This window comes from Enterobacter sp. Ap-867 (assembly GCF_011752855.1).
Taxonomy (GTDB): Bacteria; Pseudomonadota; Gammaproteobacteria; order Enterobacterales; family Enterobacteriaceae; genus Cedecea.
In genome coordinates this window covers 413,541-429,256 of the sequence record NZ_VWWS01000001.1, presented here as the reverse complement: position 1 = coordinate 429,256, position 15,716 = coordinate 413,541, and the positions used below count along the sequence as shown (strand labels likewise).

Here is a 15,716-nt window from a genome sequence, read left to right as displayed (position 1 = left end):
GGGTTATGCCCCTGCAACCCACTCTATCAGCCTGCGGCGGGAGATTTTAATCCCGCCCTGTTTTAACTCCTGAGGCAGCGCCAGCCAGCGCACGGGCCGCTGAAAACGGGGCAGTTTTCCGTCAAGCCAGGCGGCAATATCGGTAAACTCACATCCTGCATTTATCTCAACCACGGCGACCGGTCGCTGGCCAAACTCAGCGTCGTCCACCGGTACAACAAACACCTGCTTAACTGAGGGATGCTCGGCGATAACCCGCTCAACCTCTTCCGGCTGGATGCCCTCCCCGCCGCTGAAAAACTGGTTATCAAGACGCCCGACAATCGTCAGGCGGCCCGAATGCAAAACGCCCCTATCGCGGGTAGCAAACCAGCCCTGTTCATTCACCAGAGGAATAAGTTGCCCGTCCCGCCAGTAGCCGCTGGCCAGGCTATTTGCCTGTATCCACACTTCTTCATCGACGATTTTTACCTTCCGGCCTGGCAATGGAGCCCCCACATCTGGCTGGCCGTCGGCGCGTTTGGCGCAAACCGTAGAGGCCAGCTCGGTGAGCCCATAACCACACCAGCAACGCACCCCACGCGCCTCCGCCTGCTGCGTCAGTTCAACGGGGATGGCTGCACCGCCAAGGAGCACTTCACGCAACGCCAGAGGTTCCTGTTTTTCCAGCAGCCGCCAAAGCTGCGTGGGCACTAATGAAGCGTGACTGCATCCACGCAACGCCTCGTTTACCGATTGCGCACTTGATATCGCCAACTGGCCGCCGGCATACAGCCAGCGCCAGAGGATCCCCTGCCCGGAAACGTGAAACAGCGGTAAAGATAAAAGCCAGCTATCGTCGGGGCCGTAATGCATCATAGCCAGGACACCCGCCGCGCTGGCAAGGTGGGCCGAGAATGTATGCACCGCTGCTTTGGGTAACCCGGTTGAACCAGAAGTCAGCGTCATGGAAGCCAGACGCATCGGCTGCCAGCTTTCGTGCCAGGCAAGTGCACTAGTCAGCGATAATGGAACCACATCCGGCAGAGGTTCGCTGTCGGTCAAAGTTAACCCGTAGCTCAGCGTCATCGACGGTAAAAGCTGCGCCAGCAAACTATCAGGCAACTGAGGATTTAACGGCAGAATGCGCGCCCCACACTGCCATAACGCCAGCCAGGCGAGCAGCGTTTGCGGGCCATTTTTCGCTTTAAGCGCAACGCCATCGCCTTCTTTTACTCCTTGCTGGCGAAAACCTCCCGCCAGCGTATCCACGCGCTGGCACAGCGTTTGCCAGGTTAATAGTTCATCGTCGAGACGGAGCGCAACACTTGTGCTCCTGGCATCGGCCCAGTGACGCCACGGCCAGTCGGGAAAGGTCATCGAATACGCTCGAGTCCGTCCACGGTAACACACGGCAGAGGACTGCCGGGCCAGCTGCGCTCAAGCTGAGACTGCATCAGGGATAAAGTATCCAGCCCAGGCAGGGTTCCCGGCGTGAGCCAGGCGGCGATGCGGGCCAGTTGAGTCAAACCGAGGCTGGACTCAATGGAGGAACTGATCACCGCTTTCAGCCCCAGACAATGTGCCGCCGCAACCTGCTCACGCACTTTGTTCAGGCTACCGGTAAGCGTCGGTTTGATCACCACTGCTGAAACGCCCGGCTCAGCGGTGAAAGTAAAATCAGACTCCCGCAGGCTTTCGTCCCAGGCAATTGCAATCCCCGTTTCGCGGCAGAACTCTCGGGACTGCTCGCGGGTTTTGCACGGTTCTTCGATAAAATCGATGCGCGAGCGGTGATCCGGGTTGACGTATTTAGCGAACTGCTGCGCTTTGAGCGGGGTCCAGCTGCGGTTAGCATCCAGACGCAGACGAAGTTCAGGCACGGCTTCAAGCAATAAATTAACCACCATGCCATCGCGAACGGCCTCGTACAGCCCCACTTTCACCTTCGCGATTTTTTCGCCCGACATTTCTGCCAGTGCCAGGATCAGCTCGTCGGGGTCGCCGGTGCACAGCGGGGCGGCGCGGTAGTCAGCGGCCTGTGGCAGCGTACCTTCAGCCTCAGCCAGCGCACAACTCAAGCCAAAAGCGACCGACGGCAACTCGGGTAACGGAGTCGATTCATCTGCCAGCCATTGTTCAAGCCAGCGGTCGACCTGCGCCTGAGCCTCCGCGAGTGTTTCCTGGCTAAATCCCGGCAGAGGGGAAATTTCGCCCCATCCGCTGCGTTCGCCCACTGTCAGGCGCACCAGAAGCCCATCTCTAAATTTGAGACGCTGGTCGCGAAGCACTACGCCAGCCTCCATCGGGATTTGAAAGCGCCACAGCGCCGCGCTGCGCATCACGGATTCCGTTTAAATTTGCTGAAGTCCGGCTGACGCTTCTGGTTAAACGCGTTGCGCCCTTCCTGGCCTTCTTCGGTCATGTAGAACAGCATCGTGGCGTTCCCGGCCAGTTCTTGCAGCCCCGCCTGACCGTCGCAGTCAGCATTCAGCGCCGCTTTCAGGCAACGCAGCGCCATCGGACTGTTCTGCAGCATTTCACGGCACCAGCGAACCGTCTCTTTTTCCAGATCGGCAATCGGTACAACGGTATTCACCAGGCCCATATCCAGCGCTTCTTTCGCATCGTACTGGCGGCACAGGAACCAAATTTCGCGAGCTTTTTTCTGGCCGACAATACGCGCCATGTAGGAAGCGCCCCAGCCGCCGTCGAAAGAACCAACTTTCGGGCCAGTCTGGCCAAATACGGCGTTTTCCGCCGCGATAGTCAGGTCACACATCATGTGCAGCACATGGCCGCCGCCGATGGAGAAACCCGCCACCATCGCCACAACTGGCTTAGGGCAGGTGCGAATTTGGCGCTGGAAGTCGAGCACGTTCAGGTGATGTACGCCGCTTGCGTCCTGGTAGCCGCCGTAGTCACCACGCACTTTTTGGTCACCGCCCGCACAGAAGGCTTTTTCTCCTTCGCCGGTCAGAATAATGGTGCCAATGTTGTCGTCATAGCGCGCATCGGCCAGGGCATTGATCATCTCTTTGACGGTCAGCGGACGAAACGCATTACGCACTTCCGGGCGGTTGATGGTGATTTTGGCGATACCGTCGCTGGATTTGTGGTAGCGAATATCGGTGTAACCTTCGGAGCAATCCAGCCATTCAATCGGGGCATAAAGCATTTGTTCATCAGGATAAATCATGAAAGATCCTTACAGGTCATATTGACGAAAGAGGGTTAACAGAGCGGAACTAAACGCGGCGGGGGCTTCACGGTGGGCGTTGTGTCCTGCCCCGGAAATAAGAGCCAGGGAACAGTTAAGCTCGGCGGCAACTGCGCGAAACTTTTCGTCTCGTTCACCGCAAATAAAATGAAACGGCACGGCTAGCTGGCCAAGTGGCTCACGTAAATCGGGCTGTCGGGAAAGCGACGTTGCCTCAAGCATCCGGGCTAGCGTCTCGGGATTGTTTTGCGCACGCAGGGCGACTAAGTCAGTGCGTTGCGCGCGGCTGAGGGAACGGAAAACAGGCTGCTGATACCAGTCGTTCAACACGGTCTGGATATCTTCGTGCATCAAACGCTGCGCCCAGCGGGCATCGTTCAGCGCTCTCGCCTCGCGATCTGCCCCACTTATCAGGCCAGGATGACTGCCTTCTACCACCAGGCCACGCAGCCCTTTCGACTCAGCCTGACTGGCGTGATACATCGCGATGCGCCCGCCCAGGGAGTAGCCCACGAGCCAATAGTGATTTATACCGTGATGCTTGAGGGTATTTCGTAACGCGTTATCAACCTCGGCAAAACTCTGCACGTGAAGATCGGTGGAACCACCGTGGCCGGGCAGGTCCACGCACAGCTGCGGCCAGTCGGAAAAGTGCGGCTTAATCGCCTGCCACTCATGATGGCTACCAAGAAAACCGTGCAGCCAGACTATGTGTGGCAGAGTTGAACGGTGGCCCGAATGCGGCGCGGCATGAAGGATCATGCCTGGCTAACCAGGGCCAGCAAATGCTGCAGCGTCTGAGCGCCGGCGGTTTCCGGCACGCTAATTTCAATCACCGTCGCGCCAGGGCGCAACCAGGCCCGACGAACGGCCTCTTCAAGCGCCTGCCAGTTTTCAGGGTTCTGATACCCCAACTCAAACATGGCGGCTGCGTGGGAGAAGTTCACGTTTTGCGGCATACAGTAAAAACGCTCACGCTCTTCGGCAGGCGTCGGCAAAAGTGAGAAGATCTGGCCACCGTTATTGTTGACCACCAGCAGCACAAACGGTGCCGAGGCGTGACGCAGCAGTGCAAGGGCATTAAGATCATAGAGCGCCGAAATGTCGCCGACTATCGCGAGCGTGGAGCGCGCCGTTGCCCGCTGAACGCCTGCGGCGGTTGACAGCAGGCCATCAATGCCGCTCGCCCCTCGATTGCTGTACACCGGATACCCCACGGGAAGCTGGGCAAAAGCATCTATCAAACGCACAATTAAACTGTTGCCAACAAACAGCTGACCGCCTTCCGGCAGCAGCTGTGACAGGCGCTGGGCAACCTGTGCCTCACCAAATTCTCGGGTTCCTTGCTCAACCTTTTCCAGCGTCTGCCAGGCCAGAGACGTTAGCGCTTCGGCCCAGGGCAGGCGTTTTTCTGCCGGATGTTTTTCCAGCCAGGCTTCAACGCTGGCAACCAGACGGCGGCCACGGTGGTTGGCAGGATCGAGACGCCCGGGCTGCTTGTCCACCAGCCAGTACTCTTCCGGCCTGCAGGCGGCCTGCCACTGAAGAACCCGTTTTCCGGTCAGACTGCCGCCAAACTGGATGACAATTTGCGCCTGTTCAAGACAAGTCACGGCCTGGCTATTGCTCAGCCACAGATCCGCACACGGCAGAGGCTGTCCGGTCTGTGAAAGCACATCGCCGATAAGCGGCCAGCCAAGCATTTGCGCCCAGGCCGCGACCTGCTCACCTTCGTTGGCAGAAAGCCGTCCGGCCACTACCACGCCGCGTTTTTGCCGCCAGAAGAACCAGTCTCTTTGCTTCGGCACGGCATTGTCGTGCACTTCACGCAGCCAGGGCGTGTTGCCTTCCCACCAGCCTTCAAGCTGGTTTTGCCAGTCGACGCCGGTATCGTCCGGCGCGCCATAAAGTGGCTCAGCAAAGGGGCAATTGATATGCAGTGCGCCCCCGTTGAGCTGGCCGACGGCGCTGTCAATGGCAGAGACCAGCCAGCTGGCGTGAATATCATGCGTTGGGCGAGGCAGATTGAGTGCAGCGGAAGGATGGGAGTTAAACAGTCCCGGCTGGCGAATCGCCTGGTTCGCACCACAGTCGATAAGTTCGGGCGGGCGATCTGCCGTCAGCAAAATCAGCTTTTCGCCGGTCAATCCGGCTTCTATCACGGCGGGATAAAGATTGGCCACGGCGGTGCCGGAGGTGACAATGATTGCCACCGGCTCGCCGCTGGCCTTTGCCAGCCCAAGCGCCAGATGGCCCAGGCCCCGTTCATCAAAGTGAGTATGGCAAATGAAACTGCGGTTTTCCGCCGCGCTGAGCGTCAGCGGCGTGGAGCGGGAGCCGGGCGCGATACACACATGCCGCACCCCATGTCGGGTTAATGCTTCGAGTATGACGCCCGCCCAGCGGCGGTTAAATGAGCTTATCGACATAATATTGTCCGCAGTCAATTTCGACTTTCGATTATAAATACTATGGCAAGGGTTAAATTGATTTGCGTCGTGAATAGCTTATTCAGTTACCACTGCCGATCAGTAACGTCTTCAAACCGGCCGCTTTGTTTTCAATTTCCTGCCACTCTTCTGCGGCAACCGAGCCGGCGACAATGCCCGCCCCGGCATAAAGGCGAACGCCGGTATGGCTCACTTTTGCCGAGCGCAGCGCCACACAAAACTCCGTTTGATGGCGGGACAGATAACCCGCCGAACCTGCGTACCATTCACGCGCAAAAGGCTCAGTCGCGGCAATAAATGCCCGAGCCAGCTCACGCGGTAACCCCGCCACGGCGGCGGTAGGCTGCAGCTGTTTAAGGCAAAGCGCATCGTCCTGACGCTTCAGCTGCGTCCAGATGCAGCGACGCAAATGCTGCACTTTGCGCAGCCGCATAACCTGCGGCGGCAACACATCCAGTGCACCAACCGCAGCCTGTAAGCGCTGGCAGATGTCTTCGACCACCAGCATATTTTCACGCTGGTTTTTGTCATCTTTCAGCAGCCACTGGCCTAGTGTAGCGGCCTGAGCATCGTCCGGGTGGTTAGCTACCGTTCCGGCCAGGGCCTCCGTTCGCAGCGCATCGTCGATTCTTCGCCACAGGCGTTCCGGGCTGGAGCCAAGAAAGGCATTTTTCGCATCAAACGCCATCAGGAAATGGTAGCAGTTCAGGTTCACCCGGCGGCTGGCGGCCATGAATCCTGCGGCAGAAACCGGGGAAGAAAACGCCAGATCGGTGGCCCGGGCGAGCACGACTTTATCCAGCGCTTTCTGGCTGATGGCGCTGACGGCCTGATCCACCAGGCGGTTCCATTCGGGCTGCTCCGGCAGATGGCTTTCACCCAGGCATTTGAGATTGAGCTGCGGGAGAAGTTTCGCCGGCAGAAGCTGCTCAATAAAAGCCGCAGCCGCCAACGCATCCTGCTTCAAGGAAGTTTCGCTGTACAGATGCAGCCAAAGAAACGCCTCCCCACCTACTCGCCGCCATTCCAGCCGCGAGAGAAAAAGAAAACCGTGAGACGGATCAAAGGCATTTAATCCCCAGACGCGCAGGAAAGGCTGTTCCGGGTGGGACTGCAGAAAAGCCTGGGCGTCTTCCAGCGCAGAAAAACTCAGCAATGCCCCCAGGGCAGCCACTTCTTCGTTACCGTTGCGCTGCTGCCAGTAAAATTGGGGATAACGTAACTGAGCCGTGAGCCAGGCGAGAGGATCGGAGGCGTCACTCAGCGTGACCGGCACGCACAGGCGCTGAAGGCCCGGCTTATCCGCAAATTCCCTTGCTAATTCCTGCTGCATTTGCTGCAGTGCGACGGCTACTGAATTCACGTTTACCTCACGCCCCGTAAAAACCCCTGATTATACGTGGTCGTTCCCACAAAAAAAAATCCTACCCAGGGGGTAAGATTTTTTATTTGCCATTTGCAGGCGCGGTCAAGATTATCGGCGGAGCAAAAGCCCAACCACCAACCCGACTGCAGCCCCGATGCCAATACCCTGCCAGGGCTTTTCATGCACGTAATCATCGGCGCGGTAGACTGCTTTTTTGGTGCGGTAATAGTAAGTGTCGGAAGCGTTGCTGATGCGTGCTTTGACGTCATTCAGCGCCTGCTCGGCCTTTTCCTTTAGCTCAATGTACTTCTGGTCAGCCGGGTCGCCGGAGGCGCGAAGCACTTCTTCAAGCGTGTCGCTTAAAAGTGCGAGGTCATCATCGAGACGAGATTCATACGGTTGCATCACTGTTCTCCGTGTTAAAAAATTCCTCGTCCGCTAACTATAGACAACCGGAGCTGATTTCGCCTGCGTTAGCCGTTGGCCATCCCGATATGCGGGATACCATCTTCGTCATACACTTCGGTGACCGGGTAGAAGCCGAACTGGGCATAAAACGCCTGTAAATGCGCCTGAGCGCCCAGGTAAATTACACGGTCAGGCCATTGGCGCTGGCAGGCGGCAAGCGCCTGAGTCATGAGCTGTTGCCCAAGCTTTTCGCCGCGCACCGACGCATCAACAATAACCCGGCCAATGACCACCGGCTCCAGCTCGTTGTCACTCTTTAGAATGCGGGCATAGGCAATCAGTTTGCCGTCCCGCCAGCCGAGGATATGGCGGTTCTCTCCCACCAAGTCTTCACCATCAACATCCAGATATGCACAACGCTGCTCAACAATAAAGACTTCGCAGCGCAGGGCCAAAAGGGCATAAAGGTCGGTGGCGCTCAGTTCAGAATGGTGTAAATCCTGCCAGTTAAGCATTGAAAAACTCCTTTTGATTCAGGCGCCACCTGACGGATTACTGGTGCCGCTCAAGCAACTGTTTTAGCACAGTTTCCAGAGGCGTGGCACCTTTCACCGTGTCGCCGGTGAAATCAATCCAGCCTTCGTTAAAGCCGTCCAGCATCTGCATGCGTGGGAGCGGGTTTTTCATGCCCTGAGCAAGGAAATCTGCCTCCCAGTTTTCCCGCGGCACGGCTTTTACCGTTACCGGCCGCCCCAAAACTTGAGAGAACGCTTCGGCTGCCAGCTGCGGGCTGTAGCGCTGCGGTCCTTCCAGTTCCACAATCCGGGTGCCTGATTCTGGCTGAGTCAATAATTCGGCGGCAAGCTGGCCGATATCGACTGTCGCAATCATTGGGATAACGCGCTCAAGCGGCTGCAGGTGGCTGTAGATAGTCCCGGTCTCTTTGGCACTTTCTACATCCCAGAGGAAGTTCTCCATAAACCAGCCCGCGCGGAGGAACGCGACGGAATCACAAACATCCGTCAGCTCTTTTTCCATCAGGCCCAGAGCATTCAGCAGGTTTGGCTGCGTTGCCTGCGCCCCGATGGTTGAAAGGCAGACCACGTGCTGCGGGCGCGCAGCCAGCAGTGCGTGCCTGATGGCCGAGATGTGGGATCTTGGTTCAGCCATATTCCCTGAAGGATCGAACACCGGCGGCAGCAGGATAAAGACCGCTTCGGCCCCGGTGAAGGCTTTTGCCAGCGCTTCGCCATCGTGCATTTCAGCCAGCGCAACCTCTGCGCCCTGCTGTGCCCATGGCTGTCCCTTAGCTTCAGAGCGGACGACGGCCCGAATCTCATGCCCTTGAGCAAGCAATGCTTCTGCCAGTGCACCGCCAACTTGTCCGGTAATACCTGTAATTGCGAACATAATGTTTCTCCAGTTTGAGATCCCCCGCAGGGTGTGGACGGCATTATGCGGATGCAGCTATGTTGTATCGATAGCACCTAAGACAATTCACTGATGACTGCGGAGCACTAATATGATTTTTAACGATCGGACCTTTGATGGTCTGTCCGTGTTTACCGCCGTAGTGGAAAGCGGCACATTTGCCGCCGCCGCGGAGGTGATCAATATGTCACCGCCGGGGGTCAGCCGGGCGATTGCCCGCCTGGAGAAACGCCTCGGCATCCGCCTTTTTGACCGCACCACCCGCGCAGTGGCATTGACCGTTGAAGGCAAAGCGTTTTATCGTCAGATCCTGCCGCTGCTGGCCGCGCTGGAGGACGTGACCAGCACCGCGTCGCTCTCCACTAAAGCCATTACCGGCAGACTTCGGGTCAACATCGATCCGTTCTTCTCTAGCCTGATCCTGGGGCCTCAACTGGAAACGTTTATGTCCCGCTATCCCGATCTTGAACTGGATCTGGTCACAAGCGATCGGCTGGGGGATATGATTGGTGATGGTTTCGATCTGGCTGTTCGTTTTGGCGTCCCTCGAAATAGCACGCTGGTGGCACGCAAGCTGCTGGAAACTCGCATCATGACGGTTGCTACCCCGGCCTATCTGGCGCGGCACGGCAGGCCTGAAACACCACAGGCGCTATTGGGGCATACCTGCATTCATTTCCGCGATCCGGAAACCGGCAGGCCGTTTGAATGGGAGTTTCATCGTAAAGGAGAAGTGATTAAAGTCCCGGTCAGCGGGCGCCTGACGCTGAACGACGCCCGCACTTTGCATGAGGCCTGCCTGAGCGGGCACGCGATTGCCCAGATGATGACGTTTGGCTCTGACGATCTTGTGAAACAGGGACTGTTGGTGGATTTATTTCCCGACTGGCCGGACGAGCGTTTTCCGCTTTATGCTTACTACCCTTCACGTATCAATCCCGCCGCACGCACCCGCTGTTTTCTGGATTTTATCCTCGAGCTAGCCAAAAACTAAGCCCATAAAAAAACCGCCAGCAAGTGGCGGTTTTGAACTGTCTTGTTAACCCGATTACATCAGCGGCTGCGCCAGCTGCACCAGGCTGATAAGCGGCTGCGGATAAATACCGAGCAACAGCACCAGCAGGGAGGAGATCAGCACCACCACGCCGCCCGCAGTCAACGCCCAGTTAGATGGGGTGTCGCGGTTAAGCTGCTGAGGTGCGCTCAGGTACAGACTCACGGTCACGCGCAGGTAGTAGTACAGGCCGATGGCGCTGCCCAGAACCACGGCGCCGGTCAGCCACCACAGGTGAGCCTGAACGCCCACGGCAATGATGTAGAACTTGCCGATGAAGCCCAGGGTCATTGGGATACCTGCCAGGGAAAGCATCATCACGGTCATCACCGCAGAAAGCACCGGCTTGTGCCAGAACAAACCGCGATAGGAGAACAGCGAGTCGGCATCCGGGCCACGGTACGGGCTGGACATCAGGCTAACCACGCCGAATGCACCCAGGCTGCTGAACAGGTAACCCGCCAGGTAAACGCCTACCGCTTCCATCGACATATTGCCGGTTTGCAGCGCAATCAGTGCCACTAACAGGTAACCAAGGTGCGCGATGGAAGAGTAGCCCAGCAGACGCTTAATGTTGGACTGGTTCAGCGCCATCAGGTTACCGAACAGGATTGACGCGAAGGCGATAATACCCAGCACGACGCGAACCGCTTCGCTGTTGCCCACTGGGGCGTACAGGAACAGACGCATCACCACGCCAAAGATGGCGATTTTGCTGGCGGTTGCCAGGAAGGTGGAAACCGGGGCAGGCGCGCCCTGGTATACGTCTGGGGTCCACAGGTGGAACGGCACCAAAGAAAGCTTGAAGCCAAGACCGACGATCATCAGACCCAGGCCCGCCAGCAGCAGAGGTTCGTGCAGCATGTTGTCCGCCAGGCTCTTGCCGAGGCTAACAAACGACAGGCTACCGGAATCAGCGTATACCAGCGCCATACCGAACAGCAGGAAGGACGATGCCGCCGCTGACAGAATGGTGTACTTGATGCTCGCTTCCAGAGAACGCTTCTGGCGGAAGGCGTAGCCAACCAGACCGAACAGCGGCAGAGAGATCAGCTCAATGCCGAGGAACAGCGCCGCGAGGTGGTTCGCATTAGCCAGCAGAATACCGCCCAGGGCAGCAATCAGGACCAGCAGATAGAACTCTTCGCGGTTGTCGGTGTAGCCCTGCAGCCACGGATAAGCAAAGGTACAGGTTGCCAGGCTCGCCAGCAGTACCAGCCCGGTGTAGAGCATGGCGTAGCCGTCAACGCGCATCAGCGGGGTGACATCCATCGCCCCTGCCTGACCGACAAACCACAGTGAAATCAGCGCGGCGTTAAGGCCGATAACCGACAGCGTAGCATTCAGAAAATGGTCGCGTCGCCACGCAATGGAGAGCATCACAACCACCACCGTCAATCCGACGATCAACAGCGGTAGCAGCGCGATCAAATGTTGAGGAGTTATTGTCATGGCGAATTACGGCCTTGTAGTAGAAAGTGAACTGGTAAACCACTGCTGAATATTGCTCATCGCAGAATGCGAGGTATCCAGAATCGGCTGCGGGAAGAAGCCCAGCAGAACTAACAGCACCACCAGCAACAGAATGATAAAGAACTCGCGCATGGACATGCCAGGCAGTTGTTTATCGCTGATTTCGCTCTTAGCTTTCCCGAAGTACGCGCGATGCAGCATCGCCAGAGAGTAAACAGAGGCAAAGACCAGACCGAAGGTTGAAATCACGGTGATAACCGGCACAACGTGGAAGCTGCCGAACAGGATCATGAATTCACCGACGAAGTTACCGGTCCCGGGCATACCCAGCGTGGCAACAGCGAAGAACATCGACAGACCCGGCAGCCATTTAATTTTGTTCCACAGGCCGCCCATCATGCGCATGTCACGCGTGTGCAGACGCTCGTAAAGCTGACCGCAGATGATGAACATACCCGCCGCGGACAGACCGTGAGCGATCATCTGAATTACCGCGCCCTGGTAAGCCAGCTGGTTGCCGGTGTAGATAGCAATCAGCACGAAGCCCATGTGGGAAACGGAGGTATAAGCTATCAGGCGTTTAATGTCGGTCTGGGCAAAGGCCATCCACGCGCCGTAGAAGATGCCGATGACACCCAGCCACATGGCGATTGGTGCAAATTCAGCAGACGCTTCAGGGAACAGCGGCAGAGAGAAACGCAGCAGGCCGTAAGCCGCAGTTTTGAGCAAGATACCTGCCAGGTCAACGGAACCCGCCGTGGGTGCCTGGGAGTGCGCATCCGGCAGCCAGCCGTGAAGAGGAACCACCGGCATTTTTACCGCAAAGGCGATAAAGAAGCCCAGCATCAGCAGCCACTGTACACCGTGGGACATCGGCGTTTTCAGCAGCAGCGCATAGTTAAAGGTCCACACGCCGGTCGCATTGTAGTGCACAAACACCAGACCCAGGATAGCAATCAGCATCACCAGGCCGCTCGCCTGGGTATAGATGAAGAACTTGGTCGCGGCGGTAATACGCGTCTTCCCGTCGGAGGCTTTGTGGCCCCACAGCGCAATCAGGAAGTACATCGGCACCAGCATCATTTCCCAGAAGAAGAAGAACAGGAACATGTCGATGGCAAGGAACACGCCGATAACGCCACCGAGGATCCACATCAGGTTTAGGTGGAAGAATCCCTGATATTTTTCGATTTCATTCCAGGAACAGAGCACTGCCAGCACGCCAAGCAGGCCGGTCAGCACCACCATCAGCAGCGACAGACCGTCGAGCGCCAGGTGAATATCAATGCCAAAACGTGGGATCCATTTCAGAATGTACTCTGACTGCCACTGCGGCAAACCCGCCGACTGCGTCAGAGAATAGCCACCCTGCAACCACAATTGCAGAGACAGTGCCAGTGTCAGCCCCATGGTGATCAGCGCAATCCAGCGAGGCACTTTCACGCCGAAGCGTTCGGTCTGCCAGCAGAAGAAGCCGCCGATAAAGGGGATTAGTATTAGCCAGGGTAATAGCATGGCGTTTGAGTCCCTAAGTCAAAATAATTCTTAAACATCGCTCACTTCCCAGCGCCAGAGGAGGTATTAAGCCCCACTCCGACCCTCTCTCAACAGAGAGAGGGGGATGGAAGAAATCCTGTTAACGCAGAACCAGCAGCAGGCCGAGAACTACAACGGCACCGATGCTCATGGACGCAACATACCAGCGCAGATAACCGTTCTCGCTCACCAGCAGGCCACGGCCAGCAAAGCGGGAGAGAACTGCCGGAATGTTCATCAAAGCATTCAGCGGGTCACGGCGCAGCAGCCACGCAATACCGAGGAATGGCTTGACGAAAATCATGTCGTATAGCCAGTCGAAGCCCCAGGCATTGAACCACCAGGTACCGAAGAAACGCCCCAGTGCGCTGTTCGCAAGCGACGTCACCAGAGTACGTTTACCCAGCCACAGGAAGGCGGCAATCAGGATACCGGCAATGGCGACGACGCCGGAGATGATCTCCAGGGTCAGCACGCTGCCGTGCGCAAGTTCAGTGGTTTCCGGCAGTACGCCGCGCAGCGGTGGCACAATCATTGCGCCAACGAAGGTGGACAGCACCAGCAGAACAACCAGCGGCAGGTGGTGGGTAATCCCCTTCCCTGCGTGAGCGTGAATTTTTTCTTCACCGTGGAACGTAATGAAAATCATGCGGAAGGTGTAGAGCGAGGTCATAAACGCCCCGACCAGGCCCGCAACCATCAGGTTGATGTGGCCATTCGCCATCGCACCGGCAAGAATTTCATCTTTACTGAAGAAGCCTGCGGTAATCAGCGGCAGAGCGGACAGCGCCGCGCCCCCAACCAGGAAGCAGACATACACCAGCGGAATAGACTTACGCAGACCCCCCATCTTGAAGATGTTTTGTTCGTGATGGCACGCCAGAATCACCGAACCGGATGACAGGAACAGCAACGCTTTAAAGAACGCGTGGGTCATCAGGTGGAAGATTGCCGCATCCCACGCCTGCACGCCCAGCGCCAGGAACATGTAGCCAATCTGGCTCATGGTGGAGTAAGCGAGTACGCGTTTGATGTCGGTCTGTACCAGCGCGGCAAAGCCTGCCAGCACCAGCGTGATCGCACCTACGATACCCACCAGATGCAGAATTTCCGGGGTCATCAGGAACAGGCCATGGGTACGGGCAATCAGGTAGACGCCCGCGGTAACCATGGTAGCCGCGTGAATCAGCGCAGAAACCGGGGTTGGGCCCGCCATCGCATCCGCAAGCCATGTTTGCAGCGGAAGCTGTGCAGACTTACCGACCGCACCGCCTAACAGCATAAGGGTTGCCCAGGTCAGCATTTGGTTGCCGGCAGCGAAGTGCTGCGGTGCCAGCTCAACCATTTCGCGGAAGTTCAGCGTGCCCAGCTCGTTGTAGAGGATGAACAGGCCGAAGGCCAGGAACACGTCCCCGACGCGAGTCACCACGAACGCTTTCATTGCCGCCGCGTTGTTCTTCGGATCGGTGTAGTAGAAACCGATCAGCAGGTAAGAACAGAGGCCCACGCCTTCCCAGCCGAGATACATCAGCAGCAGGTTGTCGGCAAGGACCAGAACCACCATGCTGGCGATGAACAGGTTGGTGTAGGCGAAGAATCGGGAATAACCCTCTTCACCGCGCATGTACCAGGAAGCGAACATGTGGATCAGGAAGCCGACACCGGTAACCACAGAAAGCATGGTCAGGGACAGGCCGTCCAGCACCAGGTTGAAGCCGATGTTAAAATCACCGACCGCCATCCAGGTCCACAGCGGCTGAGTGAACGCCTGCTGCCCGTTGTTAAAGAAATCAACCCCAGCAATGGCGGTGACTACCGCCGCCAGACCTACAGAGCCCATCCCGATGGTTGCGGACAGGTTTTCTGACCAGCGGCCGCGGGAAAATGCCAACAGTAAAAAGCCAATCAATGGCAGAACAATGGTTAACCAGAGAAGGTTCATCCACGCATCTCACTTACTGAATCGATATTCAGATTCTGGCGACGACGATGGAGCTGCAGTAACAGCGCGAGGCCAATACTGGCTTCGGCAGCAGCTAAGCTAATCGCGAGTATATACATCACCTGACCGTCAGCCTGGCCCCAGTAGCTGCCGGCAACCACGAAGGCCAGCGCGGCGGCGTTAATCATCACTTCCAGGCTGATCAGCATGAACAGCAGGTTGCGGCGGATGACCAGCCCGGTCAGTCCCAGCACGAACAGAATGGCGGCGAGGATCAGTCCATGTTGCAGCGGGATCATACGTTCTCCTCCGTTTTTCTTCTCACGGCCATGTCAGCAGGGCGATTGCTCAGCACCTCACCGGCACGGTCTTCACGACCCAGGTGGAACGCAACGACCAGACCCGCCAGCAGCAGCATGGAGGCCAGCTCCACCGCCAGTACGTAAGGCCCGAACAGCGCGATACCGACCTGCTTCGCATCGATGGACGTGCCATCAATACCCTGGTCGTTAACGGTGCGGATGGCGTAAATCAGAACCACCAGCAGGACTGCAGACAGGACGCCAGGCCCAATCCACAGCTGCGGTTTCAGCCACTCGCGTTCCTGCTGCTGAACCGCGTTACCGAGGTTAAGCATCATCACCACAAAGACGAACAGCACCATGATAGCCCCGGCGTACACGATGATCTCCAGCGCACCGGCGAAGTAAGCTCCGAGGGAGAAAAACACCCCGGAGATCGCCAGCAGCGAGATGATCAGGTACAGCAGCGCATGCACTGGATTGGTGTGAGTGATCGTCCGAAGGGTCGTCAGGACGGCCACAATGGCGCAGATATAAAAAGCGAATTCCATTCCT

The 15,716-nt window shown here is 57.4% G+C and carries 15 protein-coding genes; 1 reads left to right on the top strand and 14 read right to left on the bottom strand.

Going from position 1 to position 15,716, the window contains the following annotated elements:
* Nucleotides 1-3: 3 nt before the first annotated feature.
* The 9 genes from menE to F3J26_RS01995 form a co-directional block, all read right to left on the bottom strand.
* A complete protein-coding gene (menE, locus tag F3J26_RS02035; RefSeq protein WP_166990963.1) occupies nucleotides 4-1,359 on the bottom strand; it encodes an o-succinylbenzoate--CoA ligase in 1,356 nt (451 codons plus the stop codon).
* Nucleotides 1,356-2,321 carry an o-succinylbenzoate synthase gene (menC, locus tag F3J26_RS02030; RefSeq protein WP_166990960.1) on the bottom strand — a complete coding sequence of 322 codons (966 nt, stop codon included), beginning with the start codon at nucleotides 2,319-2,321 and terminating at the stop codon, nucleotides 1,356-1,358. Before menC ends, menE begins: the two co-directional genes overlap by 4 nt.
* Nucleotides 2,321-3,178 carry a 1,4-dihydroxy-2-naphthoyl-CoA synthase gene (gene menB / locus F3J26_RS02025; RefSeq protein WP_008459804.1) on the bottom strand — a complete coding sequence of 286 codons (858 nt, stop codon included), beginning with the start codon at nucleotides 3,176-3,178 and terminating at the stop codon, nucleotides 2,321-2,323. The genes menC and menB overlap by 1 nt, the downstream gene beginning before the upstream one ends.
* A 9-nt stretch (nucleotides 3,179-3,187) precedes the next feature.
* Nucleotides 3,188-3,961, bottom strand: a complete 774-nt coding sequence (gene menH / locus F3J26_RS02020) for a 2-succinyl-6-hydroxy-2,4-cyclohexadiene-1-carboxylate synthase (protein WP_166990957.1) — start codon at nucleotides 3,959-3,961, stop codon at nucleotides 3,188-3,190.
* Nucleotides 3,958-5,628 (bottom strand): 2-succinyl-5-enolpyruvyl-6-hydroxy-3-cyclohexene-1-carboxylic-acid synthase, encoded by a 1,671-nt coding sequence (gene menD / locus F3J26_RS02015; protein ID WP_166990954.1) that lies wholly within the window; start codon nucleotides 5,626-5,628, stop codon nucleotides 3,958-3,960. Before menD ends, menH begins: the two co-directional genes overlap by 4 nt.
* An 82-nt stretch (nucleotides 5,629-5,710) precedes the next feature.
* Entirely contained in the window at nucleotides 5,711-7,012 is a 1,302-nt protein-coding gene (gene menF, locus F3J26_RS02010; RefSeq protein WP_166990949.1) for an isochorismate synthase MenF, read from the bottom strand.
* A gap of 111 nt (nucleotides 7,013-7,123) precedes the next feature.
* Nucleotides 7,124-7,420, bottom strand: coding sequence for a stress response protein ElaB (elaB, locus tag F3J26_RS02005; RefSeq protein WP_166872207.1), 297 nt, complete (start codon nucleotides 7,418-7,420; stop codon nucleotides 7,124-7,126).
* Nucleotides 7,421-7,488: 68 nt separating this feature from the next.
* Entirely contained in the window at nucleotides 7,489-7,938 is a 450-nt protein-coding gene (locus F3J26_RS02000; protein WP_166990946.1) for a GNAT family N-acetyltransferase, read from the bottom strand.
* 37 nt (nucleotides 7,939-7,975) lie between these two features.
* Nucleotides 7,976-8,833: an NmrA family NAD(P)-binding protein gene (locus F3J26_RS01995; protein WP_166990943.1), complete on the bottom strand. Its 858-nt coding sequence runs from the start codon at nucleotides 8,831-8,833 to the stop codon at nucleotides 7,976-7,978.
* 112 nt (nucleotides 8,834-8,945) lie between these two features.
* Between F3J26_RS01995 and F3J26_RS01990 the strand changes: the two genes are divergently transcribed.
* Complete coding sequence (locus tag F3J26_RS01990) at nucleotides 8,946-9,848, top strand: LysR substrate-binding domain-containing protein (protein WP_166990940.1); 903 nt, start codon at nucleotides 8,946-8,948, stop codon at nucleotides 9,846-9,848.
* Nucleotides 9,849-9,902: 54 nt separating this feature from the next.
* Here F3J26_RS01990 and nuoN read toward each other — a convergent pair whose 3' ends face one another.
* From nuoN to nuoJ, 5 genes are all read right to left on the bottom strand, one after another.
* Nucleotides 9,903-11,360: an NADH-quinone oxidoreductase subunit NuoN gene (nuoN, locus tag F3J26_RS01985; RefSeq protein WP_166990937.1), complete on the bottom strand. Its 1,458-nt coding sequence runs from the start codon at nucleotides 11,358-11,360 to the stop codon at nucleotides 9,903-9,905.
* A gap of 6 nt (nucleotides 11,361-11,366) precedes the next feature.
* On the bottom strand, nucleotides 11,367-12,896 hold the full coding sequence (gene nuoM, locus F3J26_RS01980; RefSeq protein ID WP_166872195.1) for an NADH-quinone oxidoreductase subunit M: 1,530 nt from the start codon (nucleotides 12,894-12,896) through the stop codon (nucleotides 11,367-11,369).
* Nucleotides 12,897-13,017: 121 nt separating this feature from the next.
* On the bottom strand, nucleotides 13,018-14,859 hold the full coding sequence (gene nuoL, locus F3J26_RS01975) for an NADH-quinone oxidoreductase subunit L (RefSeq protein ID WP_008459786.1): 1,842 nt from the start codon (nucleotides 14,857-14,859) through the stop codon (nucleotides 13,018-13,020).
* The gene (gene nuoK, locus F3J26_RS01970) at nucleotides 14,856-15,158 is read right to left on the bottom strand and encodes an NADH-quinone oxidoreductase subunit NuoK (protein WP_008459783.1); all 303 of its coding nucleotides are present in this window, start codon (nucleotides 15,156-15,158) and stop codon (nucleotides 14,856-14,858) included. The genes nuoL and nuoK overlap by 4 nt, the downstream gene beginning before the upstream one ends.
* Nucleotides 15,155-15,712 carry an NADH-quinone oxidoreductase subunit J gene (nuoJ, locus tag F3J26_RS01965; RefSeq protein WP_008459782.1) on the bottom strand — a complete coding sequence of 186 codons (558 nt, stop codon included), beginning with the start codon at nucleotides 15,710-15,712 and terminating at the stop codon, nucleotides 15,155-15,157. Before nuoJ ends, nuoK begins: the two co-directional genes overlap by 4 nt.
* Nucleotides 15,713-15,716: the final 4 nt, after the last annotated feature.

Bases quoted from the DNA above. Each gene is read 5' to 3' on its own strand.
- menE (WP_166990963.1), bottom strand. From the start codon at position 1,359: ATGACCTTTCCCGACTGGCCGTGGCGTCACTGGGCCGATGCCAGGAGC.
- menC (WP_166990960.1), bottom strand. From the start codon at position 2,321: ATGCGCAGCGCGGCGCTGTGGCGCTTTCAAATCCCGATGGAGGCTGGC.
- menB (WP_008459804.1), bottom strand. From the start codon at position 3,178: ATGATTTATCCTGATGAACAAATGCTTTATGCCCCGATTGAATGGCTG.
- menH (WP_166990957.1), bottom strand. From the start codon at position 3,961: ATGATCCTTCATGCCGCGCCGCATTCGGGCCACCGTTCAACTCTGCCA.
- menD (WP_166990954.1), bottom strand. From the start codon at position 5,628: ATGTCGATAAGCTCATTTAACCGCCGCTGGGCGGGCGTCATACTCGAA.
- elaB (WP_166872207.1), bottom strand. From the start codon at position 7,420: ATGCAACCGTATGAATCTCGTCTCGATGATGACCTCGCACTTTTAAGC.
- F3J26_RS02000 (WP_166990946.1), bottom strand. From the start codon at position 7,938: ATGCTTAACTGGCAGGATTTACACCATTCTGAACTGAGCGCCACCGAC.
- F3J26_RS01995 (WP_166990943.1), bottom strand. From the start codon at position 8,833: ATGTTCGCAATTACAGGTATTACCGGACAAGTTGGCGGTGCACTGGCA.
- F3J26_RS01990 (WP_166990940.1), top strand. From the start codon at position 8,946: ATGATTTTTAACGATCGGACCTTTGATGGTCTGTCCGTGTTTACCGCC.
- nuoN (WP_166990937.1), bottom strand. From the start codon at position 11,360: ATGACAATAACTCCTCAACATTTGATCGCGCTGCTACCGCTGTTGATC.
- nuoM (WP_166872195.1), bottom strand. From the start codon at position 12,896: ATGCTATTACCCTGGCTAATACTAATCCCCTTTATCGGCGGCTTCTTC.
- nuoL (WP_008459786.1), bottom strand. From the start codon at position 14,859: ATGAACCTTCTCTGGTTAACCATTGTTCTGCCATTGATTGGCTTTTTA.
- nuoK (WP_008459783.1), bottom strand. From the start codon at position 15,158: ATGATCCCGCTGCAACATGGACTGATCCTCGCCGCCATTCTGTTCGTG.
- nuoJ (WP_008459782.1), bottom strand. From the start codon at position 15,712: ATGGAATTCGCTTTTTATATCTGCGCCATTGTGGCCGTCCTGACGACC.